This is a genomic window from Cohnella lupini, from assembly GCF_003386205.1.
GTDB lineage: Bacteria > Bacillota > Bacilli > Paenibacillales > Paenibacillaceae > Cohnella > Cohnella lupini.
Genome location: NZ_QRDY01000005.1, coordinates 331701 through 349198 on the forward strand (window position 1 = coordinate 331701; position 17498 = coordinate 349198).

The window sequence follows — 17498 nt, forward strand, 5'->3', positions numbered from 1 at the left end:
AGAGAGTATTCTCGGACGAGAAGGAAAATTAACGGAGATTATGCAACAAAAATAAAGCGGCTCGTTTTACCTATCTGGAATTGTTCACGTACTTGCTAGGGGTGATTCCTATAACCTTTTTGAAGCATTTACTGAAATAATTAGCATCCGCGTACCCCACTTGAATGGCGACAACTTGGATGATCTTCTCTCCTTGATCGAATAGCTCCTTCGCCTTAGCGATTCGAAATTCAGTCAGATAGTCATTGATCGTAAGAGAGGTTTCCTTCTTGAACACATAGCAAAGATGGTTGTAATTCATGTGCACGCTCTTCGCGATATCTTCGATCCCCAACTCTTCATCGATGTAATGCCTTCGAATATACGACTTCACCTCATCTATGATCTTCACCGCTCTATTTTGTTTTCTGCCATGCGTATGAGTCATAACTTTCAGAATCAAGGCACTGACTCCGCTCTCAAGTTGGCTCAATGTGTTCATTCGTTGTATGTACTGCAACATATCCGGCTGTTCCTCATTCTGAAAAACATCTTCAAGGGTCAGCGACGCCTCGGCCAAAAACTCGATGCAGGTCGATAGGATTTCGAGTCCGGCCACGAGCAGCATCTCCATGGTTGCATTCTTGGTGCGAACATCTTGAAAAAAAGAGGCCAGCCACTCCTCCGTCTCGGAAAGGTTCCCAATACGCATGCACATCAGCAGGCTGCTTCTCTTTTCCACGGAGAACAAACTAACGTTCATTCTCGATTCGGTGATCATCGAATGAACGATGACCTGATTTCCTCCCGAAACGAACCGGTGTTTCAAAGCGAATAAAGCTTCTTTATGGGAAAGCGAAATCGAATCGACGCCCGGGTAACCGCTACCGATTCCGACCGTTATCGTACACGCCATGTTTTGATGGACCGATAGGCGAATCTCTTCGCAAAGGGCCTTTATACGATCATACGAACCGTCAGGAGAGCCGACAATCATGACCAACCTATCGTTGTGATCATAATAATAAGCATAAGGAAAAGTATTTTGAATAATCTCTTGCGCGATATCTTGAATGGAAAGAGCGAGGTTTGACTTGCCCTCTCCTGAACTAACGCCTTCTATCGAATCAATGTCGATAACGACTACCGCAAAGTACGGAGAATTCAAGTCGATACCCAAAACCTCCAACCTCTCCTTGGCGGATGTCGCGCCTAGGGTTCCGTTGCCCTGAAGCCATTCGTTTAACAGTCGATCCTTTAATACGGGCAAATTCTCTTTAACCTGCTTTTTCAAATTTTCCAGCTGCAGACGTTCGGACCGCTCCTTCAGGATCAGCTCTTTGATGTCATGTAAGGCGCTTTGAAGGTCCTCCTCGTTGATCGGCTTGAGCACATAATGATTTACGCCTAATTGCATGGCTTGCTTGGCGTACACGAATTCGCTATGACCGGTTAATATGATGAATTTCGTTTCCTTCTCCCGCCGTTTGGCGTTCTGAATGAACTCTATTCCATCCATGATGGGCATATTAATATCGACCAGGACGACATCCGGTTCAACTTCGGGCAATAACGCCAACGCTTCTTCTCCGTTCTTTGCTTCTCCCGCGATTTGAAAGCCGGATTCCTCCCAAGGCAATGTAACTTTCAATGCCTGTCGAAAATAATATTCGTCATCGACTATCAAGACCTTGAACATGTCATCCCTCCTGTGGAACTAGCAATGGCAGTCGAATGATAACCTTGGTATAAACGCCTAATACGCTTTCTATTTCTAAGCCGTACTTATATCCGTACAGCATGACGATTCGATTATGAACGCTTCTTGCCCCAAACCCGCTGCCGACTCCGTCGCCGGCAACCTCCTTTAGAATAGCCTTTGTTTGAATCTCGTCCATTCCCGCGCCATTATCGTAAATTTCGATTCGCACGTCCTCGCCGCAACGCCTCCCGGTAATCCGCAATAAACCTTTTTCCTTATTCATCTTCAGACCATGATAGATAGCATTTTCAACGATGGGCTGCAGCGTTAGCTTCGGGATGGAGTACGGCATGATTTCCTCGTCGATATCCATGGCATACTCCATATACTCCACGTACCGCAATTGCTGGATTTCCAGATAGCTTTCCGTTAAGAGCATCTCTTCCCTGATCGAAATCATGTCGTGTCCTTTACTTAGCGAAATCTTATAGAAATTGGCCATGTATTTCGCCGCGGATATCGCTTCCGTTTTCATATCTAGCTTAATAAGAGATACGATTGTTTCAACCGTATTATATAAAAAATGAGGTTTCACTTGGGATTGCAAGAGTTTAAACTCGATTTCGGCTTTCGTCCTCTGTTTCTCCACGTTCTCCGCCATAAGAACTTCTATTCTGTCCATTAAGTTATTGAAGCCTTCGCTTAAATATCCGATTTCGTCCGTGGATTGATAAGAGCTTCTGATGTCGAGCTCCCCCGTCCGGATTTTTCTGATCGTCTTGGAAAGCTGGAATATAGGCCTGGTAATAGAACGGGACAATCGAAAAGAAACGGCCAACGCGACTAACAGGCATACAATGCCGATACGAATGATGAGTTGGTTAATTTCCTTACGTTCTACCGTTATTTCATCAACGGGTACTACGCTTACGATCGACCAATGCAAAGGTTCGAAAAGGTGGGAGGAAACAAGAACCTTCCGTGCTCCGCTCCCCTGAATAAAGTTGTTATTCTCTTGAAAAGATTCGGGATTCGAAACGGATGTTACTTCTTTAAAGTCCTGATACAGGTTGGATTTATTCCGGGAAGAAATAATTTTCCCGTTGCGATCGAGAATGTAAAACTCTCCTCCCTTGTAATTGATTTCGCTTTCATAAATCGACGCGATAACCGTTTCTTTAATGTATAGGAAAACTCTTCCGATCGTTTTTCCGGTATCCTTGTGAATGACCGTCTTAGATACCGCAAATACGTTATCTTCCCCTTCGTATAGGAATCTGAATTTAATTAACCCTGTCCAGGCCGGTAAAAGGGTACGGTCGGAGGTTTCGTTAAAGGAGCCGAATACGCGGGCCGCGAACCGATTATCGGCAAAACCGACGTCGACCCATTGATCGCTGGCGGTGAGAATGCTTGCCGCTTTGATTTTCGTGTTCGGTTCTACGATATTGCTAATCGTCTCCGACAGCGTTTTGTTCATCGAAAGATTATTTAAACCTTCGACCGGCTTATAATCAACCATTTTTTTCGATAAAAAGTCGTTGTACAGAACGCTTTGCAATCTGAAGTCGCTTGCCAATATCTTCGAATAGTCTTCTACGGAAAACAACAAGGTTTGTAAATTATTGTCGATGAGGACGAGTTCCCGCGATGAATTGTTAACCGCTTTCTCGATAATCGCCTTTTGCGAGACGATATTGGCGAAGATAGCCAGAATAGAAATGGAAATAACGATAATTAAGATATTGGATATGAATATTTTGTTTTTAATGGAGATGCCGCTTAAATATCTTGATATCACTCTCATTCATTTCCTTTCTGCCCTATTTCAATATGTCAAAAGGATGTCCCCTACCATGTGAATCTGCCTGAGCAGGCTCACAGGGGACATCCTTGTATCATACATTATTTTCTATAAAAAAACGCTTCCATAGTTAACGCATATTACTGCAATTGGATGTAATCGAGGTTAATCCAGCCGGTATCCCCGGAGTCGTATTTGTAGGCAATCGTATTGGTGCCGGCGTTTAATGTCAATGCATCGGTTTGATTCCCCCACGTATCCCAGTTCGCCAGCCTTGCGAAGCTTGCTTGCTTGATCTTGATGCCGTTGACGTAAATACTGACCGTTGAAGCGTTGTTCTGCGCGTTGGCGTATCGTGCTAGTACGTTATAACTGCCGCCGCTCTGCACGTTGACGCTGAAGGTCGTCGTTGCTCCCGAAGTCCAGTAGCCGTCGACGAAGCCCGTTCCCGTGTAGCCGGGATGATCCGTATTAACTTTGGCCCCGCCCGAAAGCTGCGCCGATTCCGCTTCGAACTTAACGGGAACCAGAGCAATATTGTCGAGATTAATCCAACCCGTATCGCCGGAATCGTATTTGTAGGCAATCGTATTCGTCCCGGCGTTAAGCGTCACCACTTCCGATTGAGTGCCCCACGTATCCCAGTTCGCTAGTCTCGGGAAGCTGGATTGTTTGATTTTCGTCCCGTTCACGTAAAGGCTTACGATTGACGGATTGTTCTGCGCGTTCGCGTATCGAGCGGTCACGCGATAGCTGCCCGCGGTCGCTGCGTTCACGCTAAAGGTCGCGGTTGCACCGGAATTCCAATAACCGTCGACGAAACCAGATCCCGTATATCCCGAATGATCATTGTTGACTTTCGCGCCGCCCGACAATTGAGCGCTTTCCGCTTCGTACGCGCCCGTGCCTGTGCCCGAACCATCCAAGGCGGAACTTCTATACTGATCCGGAGTCGTTCCCGGTCTGACCAGCACGATGGTTTCCCCTGCCGTGGTGTTAAAGCTAAGCAAGGAACCGGAAAGCGTCTGGCTCTGCACGCCGTTTCGATACAGCACGACATTCGTTGACCATGGGTTTCTGACGCGGGCCGTATTTCCAAGCTTCGATTCGATTTCGACATACTGGATATCCCCCGATTTCATGGAGGAGGAAACCTCGAAACCGTCTTTGGCAAGCAGCTTGTATTTGGCATCCCATGCCGTTGGCCATGCCGGGAATACGCGTATCACCGGATCTCCGACGGGCGTCGGGCTAAGGCTTTGACTAAACGCTTCCTGAATCGCGGCGGCAAACGTTCCGTAGCCTTCCGCGGAGTAATAATCTCCTTGGTCGAACAGCAGGTTCGGGTACACTCCGTTCGTGCTGAACACGCCGTACTGCGTATTTAAAATCTCGTCCATATCTTGCGCCCGCCCAAGTTTTGCGGCGTCCACGTGAAAGCGGCTGGATCCGTTCCTATCGATGAGCTGATTTTGAACTTGATTGAAGTATCCCGGAGAATGAAGATAAGTATTAAGAGCGATTGCCCAATCCCCGTTATCCAGGCCCTGATCCCTCGTTTCCAAATTCAGCACGTCATACTTTTCAAGCATCTTGAAGATCGGGCTTTCCGTTCCGTGCAGATCCCTAATAAAATAGGAAGGCTGCAGCCCCTGCGCCCAAGCGGGCTGGGTAGTCGCGAGTTGAGAAGCGAGCGACGAATTCGTACTCCCCGCCCACAGGGCGCCAGTGTCCGTTCGCAACGGATATCTCGCGAGATTATCGCGGCGATCCACCCATTGCGGGCGCAAATTGGCGTCGACACCGAGCAGGGTTGAAGCTTCTACTACAGCCGCAAAGACGCCCCTAGCCATGGCCAAATCGTCGATGACGTCTTTACCGGCCCAAATATGCTCGTGAAGATTCGTATTGTAGAAATGATATTTTCCGTCCGCCTCTTTCCTTAAACCTTCATAAGTGCGGTAAAGCTCAGCAGCGCCTTTGATAAAGGGATAGGCTTCATCCCGCAACCAATCCAGATCTTTAGTGTAATGATAGATTTGCCAGTAATACTCCGCGGTTTCCTGCGTAGCCATCATGGTATGGGATACATAACTCGCTTGGTTATTAGCGCCGAATATGTTCCAATTCCATACCGGGAGGAAACGATTTCTCTCCATCGTCATATTAGTGAAGTCTTGCGAACGCGTGTTAGTATTGAAATTGTAATATTGCTGTACGGAAGCGGCAATATTGCTCGGCAACGTTTCCCAGCCAAGGATGCCGGCCGTCTCGCCGATAAATATCCCCTCGCTGCCCCACATCTGATCTGCGGCGGTTACATATTGCGAATAGCCTCTCTCCCGCATTTTAAACATCGGATCCATCAATTCCATATGATTGGCCGCGATCAAAGGCTGATACAAGGAATCCTGGTTCCAGTTCCAATAAAAGCTTCCCCAGTCCCGCCGATCCTCCTCGCCGATCCAAATCCCGCCGTTATACTTGGAGGGAAAGTTGCCTCTGTTGGAAATGGCGGCCAAATACATGTAATAATTGCGTCGTTGTTCAAAATCCTTCTTCGTAGGCAAATAGATGTATGACTTATCCCAGAAGTTGCTCCACCATCCCTGACCGGAAGCATATATGCTGCTATAAGCCGGGGAGTTCACCGCGTTCGCGATTGCGTTGGCTTTCACGTTCACCGATTGACTCAAGGTGGAGTCTCCCCCGATGATGACCGTGAAGGTGCCGCTTTGCGCGGGCAAATTGAGTCGAAGCGCTTGGCGAGAGCCAACCGTGCTACTCGTAACCGATGAAACGTTCCTGCCTTGCACGGTTGCCGCAACAGCCGTGCGGTTGTAATGATTATTAACCGTTATGCCCGTACTGCTCGGTTCCTGGATTACTTGTTCCAGTACTACCGTCTTATTATCTGAGTGCGTGGTTAGCGTGGAGACCGCGGAATGAGGCCCCCATACTTGGTTCGCGGTGCGCAGCATGGCCAGATCGACGGTGATCGCTTTAGGCGTCGCGCGATTATCCGTGATTTGGATCGCGATGGCATCCGAATTCATATTCGCGATGACATTGATGGCGACTCCGGTCCCGTTAATGCTCAATTTGCCGTCATACAAGGATAACCGTTGCGCCGTTGCGTTGTTAAAGACCGTATCCGCCCCTAAACCGACATGGACGCGTCCCAAAGCCCCGCCGCCCGAATTCGTATGATCCTTGGAAACGGAGGAGGCATCGTTGAACATGAAAGAATCCGTGTGATTCAGCTGCATGACAAGCGTATTGCCGTTGCTCTGCCAAACGGGCCCGCCGAATCTGCCGTTCGCCACGGGCATTCCTTGGGTGCCGCTCGTAATCATGCCGGTGTAAGTCAGATCGGACCGACCAATCAGCTCGCTATAATTCGGATTAAATACGGGGGTTACCGGATTGCTGAACTCCGGTAAGACAGGAGCTAGCGCAGGCGTGATTTCCGCTCGAGCTTGTCTCGGAATTATTGTAAGCGTTTGCAAAACCGTGAGAAAAAGAAGCGTAATCATCGTAATTTGCCATTTTCTCGTTTTCATTTCTTCATATTACCTCCTCAAATTGGATTGCTTTGCCTCTCTTACCGAAGCCCTTCGGAAAAATCACCCCCTCTCCCTAATGTAATGTCGATCGCGGAACGAATTTAACCTTTTACCGATCCGCTCGTCATGCCGCTAATGATGAACCGTTGGCCTAACAAGTAAACGATAACGACAGGCAATATCGTAAGAATGATATCCGCGCTTACCAAATTCCAAGACTGTTGGAACTGCCCGAAGAAATTATAAACAGCCAATGTCATCGGCCACTTATCCGCGCTGTTCAAATAATAGAGCGGCAGCAGAAACTCGTTCCAAGTATTTAAGAAGGATAGAATGAACACGGTTACCGCCGCCGGCCGAAGCACGGGGAAAATAACCGAAAAGAACAGTCGCTTGGGTCCGCATCCATCGATAATGCCGGCCTCATCGAGTTCTCTAGGAACGCCGCCGATAAATCCGTACAATATAAAGATGCTAAACGGAATTTGAGTGACCGAATACAACACGATGATTCCGGTTTTGGTATTCATCAACTGCGTCCACTTCATCACATCGATTAAAGTAAAATAGTTAAGCGGCAAGGCGATGCCCATGATAATAAAAAAGTAGAGGAAGCGGTTAAATTTGATCTTGTTTCGTGCTAGCGCAAAGGCCGCCGTTGCCGAAACAAGAATGCATAGCAAGGACGATAACCCGGAATAAGAAACGCTATTCACGAAAGAGCGAACTAGCTTTCCTTTTTCGATGACGGTGCTAAAGTTCTCGAATTGAAATAGATGAGGCAGCGAAAAGTTCATCGAACTCGCCTCGGGAGCCGTTTTAAACGCATTAATGACGATGAGCAAAATCGGGGTAATGGCTATTAAACTAATAATCCATATCGTTATATTCTGAACTAGCCTTTTCGTCGCTTTGTTTCTATTCATCCGTTTTGTTCCTCTCTGGACATCAGCTTAATGGCGAAGTAGCCTAAAATCGACATAATGAGAAACAGCACGGTAATTAAAGCTGTTCCAACGCCATAGCTCCCGAGCGTAAACTGACCGAACACCTGCGTATATACAACATCCGTCGCGTATCCAGGTCCCCCGTTCGTAAGGACGTATACGGTATCGAATATTTTGAGTCCATACAGAAGGTTTAATACGGTAGTCACCATAAGAGCCGGCATAAGCAGCGGAACGGTAATGAATCTGAACTTCTTCCACGCGCCTGCTCCATCGATATCCGCAGCTTCGTAATAGCTATGGGAGATCGCTTGAATACCCGCCAATAAAATGACCATAATATAGCCTGCGCCTTTCCAAACATCGACCGCGATAATCGATTTGAATGCCCAATTCACGTCGGTTAGCCAATGCTGAGTCCATTGGTCCAAGCCTATTGCCCTTAATGTTTCGTTAATCAAGCCGTATTCCGGATTGAATATGGACTTAAAAATAATGCCGACGACAAGCATCGGGATGATGGCAGGCAAAAATAGAATAACGCGATGAAAATTTTTAAGTCTGATTCCTTTGTTTACTAGAATCGCAAGCAACAGTCCGATCATGGTTTTTAGAATAATCGTGGATATCGTGAAGATTACCGTATTATTAATGCCGTGCATGTAATTTTCATTGGAAGAAAAAATGGTCTTAAAATTGTCGAGTCCGATAAAGTGAATTTCTCTCGAATAACTGTTCCAATCCGTAAATGACAAGTAAATTCCCATCAAACTGGGCACGACGGTAAAAATAATATAAATACCTAAAGCAATAGCGATAAAATAAAACGGATAAATTTTTCTAGTCACTTTTCATTCCTCGATTTCTTTCGGCACTTAATAAAACAGGGGCTCGATAATGATCATAATCTTATCGAGCCCCGGTTCATTTCGTCATGCCTTATTTCCAGTTCGGATCTTGGGCTGTTTTCGCTTGCTGCAACCGTCTTTTGTCGATGTTCTTCAAGATATCTTTCGGCGTTAACTGCTTGCTCATCATAGCAGCCATATCCTTGCCCATATCCGTCCATTGCGGATTTAAATAATTGACGGCAGTCTGATATACCGTTCCCGATTTCTTTCCATAGGTTTCAAAGAACGCGTTTTGTTCAGCCGTAAATTTTGCCTTTACGCCGGGGAAATTAAGCGTCGTGAATTTTGCCTCGTTATCAAGCAAGTACTGAAGATTATCGGGCTGCGTAAGATAATTGAAATATTGTTTAGCTTCTTCGACATACTTAGAGTTGCTCGAAATAAATTTACTAGGCGCGCCAGGGCTTATGTTAAGGCCTTGGTTGTCAAGCAAAGGAATCGGGAAGAAGCCATAATCGGAAGCGCTGCTACCCGGTACCGCTGCTTCGATTTGCGCAGGCAGGCCGATACCGTAAACCGTCATTGCGTATTTGCCGCTAGCCATATTCTTTTCCGTATCGGCGTACGTATTGGAGAATGCATTTTCGCCGAAGTATCCTTTTGTCGCCAGCTCGTTAAATTGAGTAAGGGATTGCTCCAAAACGGAGGAGTTGGCGAAAGTTTCTTGATTAGTATTTAGTTTGTCGGCAAGTCCCGGTGCCAATTCTTCATACCTTACCCCCAACTCAGGAAACCAGAGCACATGATGCCAACCGTCGGAAACCGGTTCGTAAATCGGAGTTACGCCGGAAGCTTTAATCGCTTCGGAAACCTTCAAGAACTCCTCATAGGATTTAGGAACGCTAAGTCCAAGTTGCTCGAAGATTTTCTTGTTGTAGACGATGACCCAACTAGAGCTCGGATCCCATATCGTGAGGCCGTAGACTTTGGATTTCCAAGTCGCTTGTTCTACGAAAAGGGGATCTTCCCGTTTAACCCACTCTTCGTTGGTCAAATCGGCCGCGTTATTTTCAACGTCGTACAGCGGGCCTAAGTCGAACTTACCGCTTTGTCCGCCGAAGATGTCAGGCGCTTCGCCTGCGGCCATCTTCGCTTTCAGTACATTCAGATATTGATCCGCCGGTACGATCTGGTAGTCGATGTGAATGCCCGTTTGCTCCTCGAATTTCTCGGCCAGCTTCATTTCCGGCTCCTTAATCCAATCCACGCTTGCTAAATAGGATAAAGTTAAATCTTTCTTTTCCGGAGCTGCGCTAGTCGTCTCGCTTGCCTGAGCGCTCTCCTGACTTGGAGCAGCGCTCTCGGAAGCTTGCGGAGAATTATTATTGCCGGAATTGCCGCAGGCGGACAACATTGTGCCTACAAGAACCAAACCTAACATGATACTCAACAGTCTCTTCATGCTCTTTTTCCCTCTTTTCATTTTGTAAACGCATTCATATGGTACTGTTTCATTATAGTAAAGCGCTCTCAATCGCTCCATGCAGATGTTTGTGTGATTCTTTGTACTTTTTTTCCGCGGGTTGACAATTGATTCGGGAAACATGCAAAATGAAAAGCAAATATACGACGATAGGAACGGGAGACATATGTATAGACTAAGGAAACCGCGTTCCATCCGCTCGATTTTGTTTCTGACCTACTCGACGATTATTATTATCGGTATTGCCATTCTGTTCGTCCTTTTTTATTCATGGGCGCACAATTTATTACGAACCAAAGCCCTTAGTTCCATTTCCGAATTATCGGGAACCCTCCAGAAGCAGATGGACTCGGAGATACAAAAATTAGACTCCGTATCCGTCAGTATCCTTTATTCCAATCTAATCACGGACCGTATTTCAGTATATGACGAACCGAGCGTAGATCCGTCTTCCCCCCATTCTTCCGATCGCGGCGTTAATAATATCAATAAACCGAATACCGATTTATATGATATCCTGGTCGCTCTTGTCGGTCCTTCTTATCCGGTCCAACAAGTATATCTTCATCTGAACTCGGGCGTATCGGTCGGGGTCGGTTTCGATAATAGCCGGAAAAAAACCGAAATCGCGAATGAACCTTGGTACGAAACGGTGAACAACAATAAAAAAACAAAACCTTTTTCTCTTTTCCTTACGAACGATCGCTCCTTGAATCCAAAAGTCTCCGTTTCGTTGTTCCGCTTCTTTTCCGATAAATATAACGCGCCTAAAGGCATCGTAGAGGTGAAACAAAGCTTTAACAAAGTGTTCAGCGGAGTGATTCAACAAGCTAAAAATAATCCCTCCCTCGAAAAAATCATTATCTATTCCGAAGAAGGCGAAATCATATTTCCGCTTGAATCCGCGAAAGAAGATCAACAATTCGTTGACGACATTCTGAATAATCCGATCAACCACTTCTCCGCCGACCATCGGACTTATATTGCCGATTCTGCTAAGAAAGACAAAGTTCTGCTTACGATTAAACATTCCGATTTTACTAACTGGAACATAGCCGTAATGATCTCCAATAAAACGCTGCTTTCCCCTTTGAACAAATTTACAAGATTAGCCATCGCGGCAACGCTTATTATTTTAGCATTTCTAATCCTGCTTTCTTTCTTGGCGTCCAAGAAAATCACGCATCCCCTGAACAAGCTTAACAAAACGATAAAATCCATAAGCTTGGAAACGCTCATTTCCGGTAACGCCGTCGAACTTAATAGCGGCATGAACGAATGGGATAAGCTCAACTTTTCTTTCTTAAAAATGAATACTAGGCTGAAAGAGTCATTCGATCAATTGCTGCTTTCCCGGACTCAGGAGCTTCAATCTAAAATGACGGCTCTTCAATCCCAGATGAACCCGCATTTCCTGTATAATTCGTTAGCGACGATTAGCGCAATGGCCTATGAGCGGACTTATGAAGAAATCATCGTCATGTGCGAAAGCTTGTCCGATATGATGAGATATATCGCTGCGGACGAATCTTCGATGGTGGATATCCAAACGGAGATCAATTATACCGAAATGTACTTAACGTGCATGAAGCTTCGTTATGGCAATATGATATCTTGCACGATTGAAGTGGATGCATCGATACGAGGTTATAAAATTCCTAAACTCATGATTCAGCCTCTCGTCGAAAACGCCATTAAGTACAGTACGAAAATAAGCCCTCCTTGGAACATTACGATTCGAGGTTCGATTGGCCAAAATCGCTGGATCATCGAGGTGATTGATAACGGTCCGGGTTTTGACGAGCACGAATTGTCGCGTTTCTATGAAAAGGTTAACGAGATGGAACAGCTTAACGTACTTCCTGCGCTGAAGCTTCATGGGATGGGATTGCTCAACATATACACTCGACTGAAATTGCATTACGGCAACCTCATGCACTTCGACATTCGGAATATGCCTGATCATGGTGCCAAAGTGACGATCGGCGGTCCTCTCAAACTATAAAACAAAGGGCGTGAACCCATGAATCCTATTCATTTCATCGTAGCGGAAGATGAGCCTCTCCTTCTAAGAACGCTAGTAAATCAAATACAAAGGGTAGACCCCTTATTTCATATCGTCCACGCTGCTCACGATGGAGAAAGCGTGCTTCGGTTCATCGAGAACTCGCAAGTACCGGACGTCCTTATAACCGATATCCACATGCCGGTCATGGACGGGATCCGTTTAATCGGCGTTATCGAAAAATACTATCCTTCCGTTAAAAAGGTTATTATTAGCGGCTTCAGCGAGTTTGAATATGCTCGACAAGCTTTAAAGAATAACGTATTGGACTTTTTGCTTAAGCCTGTCAAAAAACAAGACCTGGAGGATTTGCTCTCGAAAATACAGATCATGATCGAGAGCGAAAGAACGGACTTAAAATCCCCCATGCTGTTGAAAAATCGACAATATACTTCGGAAGAAATCGTAAAAACGGTCGCGCAGTTTATCAAAACCAACTATTCGAAAGAATTAAGCCTTGAAGACATTGCCAAGCAATTCAACGTGAACGCTCCGCATTTAAGCAAAATCTTCTTGAAATATGCCGGCGAATCGCCATCCAAATATATTATGTCTCTTAGAATGAACGAAGCCAAGCAGTTACTTTCTTTGAAAAAGGAGCTTTCCGTCAAGGAAGTCGGAGAAGCAGTCGGTTATCCCGATCCTTTTTATTTCAGCCGAATCTTTAAGCAGCATACAAGCATGACGCCTACCGAATATAGAAACCGCTTAGAATAAAGGCTTTAATTGATATCATTTTTCAGTTCGATTTTTCTGCCTGTTTTAGAGCTCTCGACGGCGCCAAGGACCATAGCGATGCTTTTGATATTATCGCGGCAATCCGTTTCGGCTGACCTACCTTCCTTAAGCGCCGCGAACATCTCATCGAGACAGCCGGCGTGACCCAGGTTTCCTTCCCATTTAAAATCGCTTTCCACGCGCGAATAATCACGGATAAACTTATCTTCTTGATCGCCGGGCGAAACGATCTCCGCATAAGGCGATTTGTGACCATCCCATATCGCCGTCCCTTGTTCGCCGGTAACTCGCCAAGAAGCTTCCCATGAAGTAGGAGCGCCTTCCGCGCACCATGACCCCTGGTAACAGAAAACGGAACCATCCGACATTTCGAATATGCATACGGCGGATGCGTTGCCCTTGTACCAAGATCCCGGAGGATTGAATTCGTGGCAATACACGGAAACGGGATCCGCTCCGGAAATGAAGCGCGCCTGGTCGAACGTATGGATCGCCATATCCAGCACCAAGGGACTGTCCATCACAGCGCGAAAACCGTCGAAATGCGCGCCGATAAAGAATTCCGCGCTGATATATCCCGGAGCGCCTATCGTTCCCGATTGCACGAGGTTGCGAAATGCGCGAATGTTGGGATCGTATCTACGATTTTGCATAACCGAATAAGATCTGCCGCTTTGTTCCATTTGTCTTATCATCTCGCTGGCTTCTTCCATCGTTGCAGACATCGGTTTCTCGCTAAAGACGTTGCACCCAAGCTGCAAAGCAGTCGTACACACGCCGAAATGGCTTGCCGGAATCGTCAAGTCGAACAAGACGTTCGCATTCGTTTGCTTAATTGCCTCTGCTACGTCGGTGTAGGTCGGGCATATCAATCCATATCGCTCGGCCATTGCGTCGGCGGATTCTTTCCGAATGTCTACCAGCGCAACGATTTCCATGTCCGTCCGCGGAAGAGCCATTTTCATCCATTCGTTAGCAATATGTCCGCAGCCCACCGATACTACTTTGAATTTTTCCATTTGATATTAACCCCTCGACTTTATTTGGTAGGATTGGAGATCACGGAACCTCCGCGACATTGCTTCAAGTAATTCAACGCATGCACCTGACCTGTCATTTCCAAATCTCCCCTGTATACGGGATCGTGCCAGCCTTCGATATCAATCGTGCCTTTATAACCCGCCTGCCTTAAAATCGTAATAATATCCGTCCAATTGCTGTCTCCGAAACCGGGAGTACGATGCCATGCAAACGTTTTGGGACCATGGATGCCGTATTCTTTCACGATATCCCATGCAATAGTCGCATCTTTTCCGTGCACGTGAAATACCTTATCGACCCATTTGCGGAGCTGTGGAATCGGATCGATCAGACTGACCATCTGATGGGCAGGCTCCCATTCCAAACCGACGTTATCCATCGGAACGGCGTTGAACATTAATTCCCAAGCGGCAGGATTATGCGCGATATTCCATTCTCCGCGATTCCAATCGCCGTCCATCGCGCAATTCTCGAAGGCGAGGCGAATGCCCTTGTCCATCGCCCTCTTCGATAGCTCCCCGAATACTTGCTTAAATCGAGGAATGGATTCCTCGATCGGCCGATCCGGCAAGCGTCCGGTAAAGCCGGTAATGAGATCGACGCCGAAATGATGGGCATTATCGATCAGACGCTCCCAACTGGCAAGCGTGTCCTCGTTGCTTCCTTCGCCTGTTAGCGCGTTACCGAATATCGAAAGGCAAGAGATCGTTGCACCCTTCTCCGATAATTGCTCTTTCAACCGCTTTGACGTTTCAATTAGATCGGTATTTCCCGTACTCAGCCAAAAGGCGATTTCAAAGCATTCAAACCCGTGAGGCAATATTTGAGGAATGACGTTTAACGCTTCCTCTCCCCATACCATTGTACCGATTCGCAATTCTTGCATGACGAAACCTCCTATTAAATGACGTTCCTTCGAACGATTGTCACATCGTCAACTCTACTTCTCTCTGGCCCCTGAATACGACTACGCTATACTTCTCGCCTTCGGAAACGGATTGGTAAATTCGCAATAGATCGTCTACCGAATCCACTTTCCGTCCATCGATTTCCAAGACTACGTCCGCAACTTGAATCCCCTTTTCCATCTGCCAGCTGCCCCAAGGGATGGACTCGATGAGAACTCCCGTTTCTCCCGGCAACCCTGCAGCGGATACCTCCCCCATTCCGACGATGTTCTTTATCTTGCACCGATCCCACGAGGTATGTTGAGGCAGGCGTCCCGATTTGCTCGGCGTATCGCCGAGAGCGGGGAGTTTGGGAGTCTTTGCTAGCTTCTTAAGCTCCGACTTTCTTACGCCGAACCGGTCCATCGGGAAATTTCGGAATCCCAATCCGATAGCGGGAGAAGCATCGCGAACCTGATAATCGCCGTTCGCCGTATCCACGAAAAGCGCATCCGCCATTACCGAATGCTTATCCGCACCGCTTAGCTCTTGAAGGCGCAAAGCAGGACTTGGCTCCAATAAGCCGGTTTGATGAAGCAGATTCCGGTCGCACGACGTTCCCCATGGCTGCGGGACGCGAATCGGTTCATATTCGCCAAAAACGATGTTATGGCGAATCTTATCCCTGCTTCCTTGAAACCAGACATGCGGATGGAACGAGTTGTTAACGAGGACATTGTTATCGCAAACCCGGTAGAAGCCTTCCCTCAGCTTAATTCCTCCACCGAGACACAAATTATTGTAAATATAGTACCAGGTCGAACCGTCGTCCAAGTCGATATCCCACCCGTAATCGCATCGCCATCTGTTATTTCGGAGGGTTATCGGTCTGACCATATCCAGAATCGGCAATAAGCTGTCTTCCTCTTCTTGATTCGAATTAATCCGATCCATATCGACGTCCTCGAGCAACCAGTAACGGTCTCTCCCCCAGGAATTGAAAGAACCATGATCTCCGGTTTCAAGCACGGTATCGAATATGTCGCAGTACTCGATCACATGTCCGCCGAATGTTCCTTCGGATATATTGATTCCGGCTCTCGGTACTTCATAGATGCTGCAATGTCGAACGGTAATATCAAGCGACATGGATATTTGAACGGGAGCCGATTGTTTCTCGACTCGTCCGACTCTGGAGATCAGGCAATCCTCCACGAGACATTGAGCGGGGTAATCATTCGTCTTGGGTCCGCGGGTTTGGTCCATGTCTTGCAGCTTTTGGCGTTCATTATATTCGAATAAAGGACTCCGAACCGACCCTGGATCGCCTACGAAGGCAATGCCGTTGGCGCCGACATCCACGATATGACAGCCTTTGATCTCCACGTTTCGGTTATAGCCGTCTACGAATATCGCGTTCCCGCCCAATTGATCGAAATTGCAATCTTGAGTCGAGCAATTCTCCGCCCCTCTATATACGACCGCACCTCCGCGATAGGTCGTCCAATCGCTGCGCAAGAGCGGTTCTCGGTTATCCATGAACGTTCTTGCCGAATGTTTAAAGGTAAAGCCTTTGATCCGAATATGGCGGACCGGCGAATGCTCGCTTCCGGAAAATTCGATTAGATGCGTTAAACGTACGCCTTCGATATCCGCTTCTTCCAAATTCAAATCCGGATACGGATAAACATAAAGCTCTTCGCTAACTTCGTCGTAAAACCATTCTCCCGGCGCGTCCAGCTCTTCAAAAATATTCTCGACGTAACGATATTCGTCATGCATTCCCATTAGCCGATTGTTTTGCCAACCGCCCTCTAATTCCAGCACATCGTTATGGTCCTTGCCCGTTATGCGATAACGGTAGTCCCCCCACAAATGCTTATGCATGGCGTGTACATATCCGCCGCGCGGATTTTTCCAATTCGCGACGCGCTTCGGATCGATACAATCCTTCGCATATCCGTTCATAATCCTGGTGTGCTCATTAAAATTCGGATATCTGGCCATGTGCATCTGCCGGCCATTGACGAATAATTGATCTAACTTCAAGCCGGGAGGAACCGACTTGGATTGCTTAATCTCTCCTTCATAAGCACTCCATTGAAGATCAAGCTTCATAGCCCCGCTGATAGTGACTTTCTCCCCATGGGCTGCCTCATAAATTACTAGAGCATCCGCGCTTCCTGAATCCTCCGGCAAAAACCGCAATGTCTCCGATAAATAATAAGTGCCCTCCCGTACCCAAACGCGAACCGGGTTTCCTAACTTCGCCGCTATTCTGGCTTCCGTCTGCGCCCGTTGCAGAGTTGCGAAGGGTTGCTGCTCGGAACCTGTCCCAGAGTCATCGCCATGGAGAGAGATATGTAATTGCACGGTTGTTTTATTCATGTGTGCTCCTTTTCTTATATTCATTCGTTTTAATATTCATCTTGAAA

11 protein-coding genes are annotated in these 17498 nt (G+C 46.9%); 2 read left to right on the forward strand and 9 right to left on the reverse strand.

Annotation, left to right across the window (positions count from 1 at the left end):
* Positions 1-70: 70 nt before the first annotated feature.
* The 6 genes from DFP95_RS12215 to DFP95_RS12240 form a co-directional block, all read right to left on the reverse strand.
* Entirely contained in the window at positions 71-1678 is a 1608-nt protein-coding gene (locus DFP95_RS12215) for a response regulator (protein WP_115992887.1), read from the reverse strand.
* Between the two features lies 1 nt (position 1679).
* Complete coding sequence (locus tag DFP95_RS12220; protein WP_115992888.1) at positions 1680-3488, reverse strand: cache domain-containing sensor histidine kinase; 1809 nt, start codon at positions 3486-3488, stop codon at positions 1680-1682.
* A gap of 137 nt (positions 3489-3625) precedes the next feature.
* The gene (locus tag DFP95_RS29695) at positions 3626-7048 is read right to left on the reverse strand and encodes a CBM35 domain-containing protein (RefSeq protein ID WP_115992889.1); all 3423 of its coding nucleotides are present in this window, start codon (positions 7046-7048) and stop codon (positions 3626-3628) included.
* 104 nt (positions 7049-7152) lie between these two features.
* Positions 7153-7977 (reverse strand): carbohydrate ABC transporter permease, encoded by an 825-nt coding sequence (locus DFP95_RS12230; protein WP_115992890.1) that lies wholly within the window; start codon positions 7975-7977, stop codon positions 7153-7155.
* Positions 7974-8846 carry a carbohydrate ABC transporter permease gene (locus tag DFP95_RS12235; protein WP_245987590.1) on the reverse strand — a complete coding sequence of 291 codons (873 nt, stop codon included), beginning with the start codon at positions 8844-8846 and terminating at the stop codon, positions 7974-7976. Before DFP95_RS12235 ends, DFP95_RS12230 begins: the two co-directional genes overlap by 4 nt.
* A 91-nt stretch (positions 8847-8937) precedes the next feature.
* On the reverse strand, positions 8938-10311 hold the full coding sequence (locus tag DFP95_RS12240) for an ABC transporter substrate-binding protein (RefSeq protein ID WP_181907374.1): 1374 nt from the start codon (positions 10309-10311) through the stop codon (positions 8938-8940).
* A 187-nt stretch (positions 10312-10498) separates the two neighbouring features.
* Here DFP95_RS12240 and DFP95_RS12245 point away from each other — a divergent pair, with 187 nt between their 5' ends.
* Together DFP95_RS12245 and DFP95_RS12250 are read left to right on the forward strand one after the other, a co-directional pair.
* On the forward strand, positions 10499-12337 hold the full coding sequence (locus tag DFP95_RS12245; RefSeq protein WP_181907375.1) for a sensor histidine kinase: 1839 nt from the start codon (positions 10499-10501) through the stop codon (positions 12335-12337).
* A gap of 18 nt (positions 12338-12355) precedes the next feature.
* The gene (locus DFP95_RS12250; protein ID WP_115992892.1) at positions 12356-13114 is read left to right on the forward strand and encodes a response regulator transcription factor; all 759 of its coding nucleotides are present in this window, start codon (positions 12356-12358) and stop codon (positions 13112-13114) included.
* A 5-nt stretch (positions 13115-13119) separates the two neighbouring features.
* Here DFP95_RS12250 and DFP95_RS12255 read toward each other — a convergent pair whose 3' ends face one another.
* Genes DFP95_RS12255 through DFP95_RS12265 form a run of 3 tightly spaced genes read right to left on the reverse strand, consistent with a single transcriptional unit; the run spans position 13120 to position 17451 of the window.
* Entirely contained in the window at positions 13120-14154 is a 1035-nt protein-coding gene (locus DFP95_RS12255) for a Gfo/Idh/MocA family protein (protein WP_115992893.1), read from the reverse strand.
* A gap of 20 nt (positions 14155-14174) precedes the next feature.
* The gene (locus DFP95_RS12260; protein WP_115992894.1) at positions 14175-15062 is read right to left on the reverse strand and encodes a sugar phosphate isomerase/epimerase family protein; all 888 of its coding nucleotides are present in this window, start codon (positions 15060-15062) and stop codon (positions 14175-14177) included.
* 40 nt (positions 15063-15102) lie between these two features.
* Positions 15103-17451 carry a PDZ domain-containing protein gene (locus DFP95_RS12265; RefSeq protein ID WP_115992895.1) on the reverse strand — a complete coding sequence of 783 codons (2349 nt, stop codon included), beginning with the start codon at positions 17449-17451 and terminating at the stop codon, positions 15103-15105.
* Positions 17452-17498 lie beyond the last annotated feature (47 nt).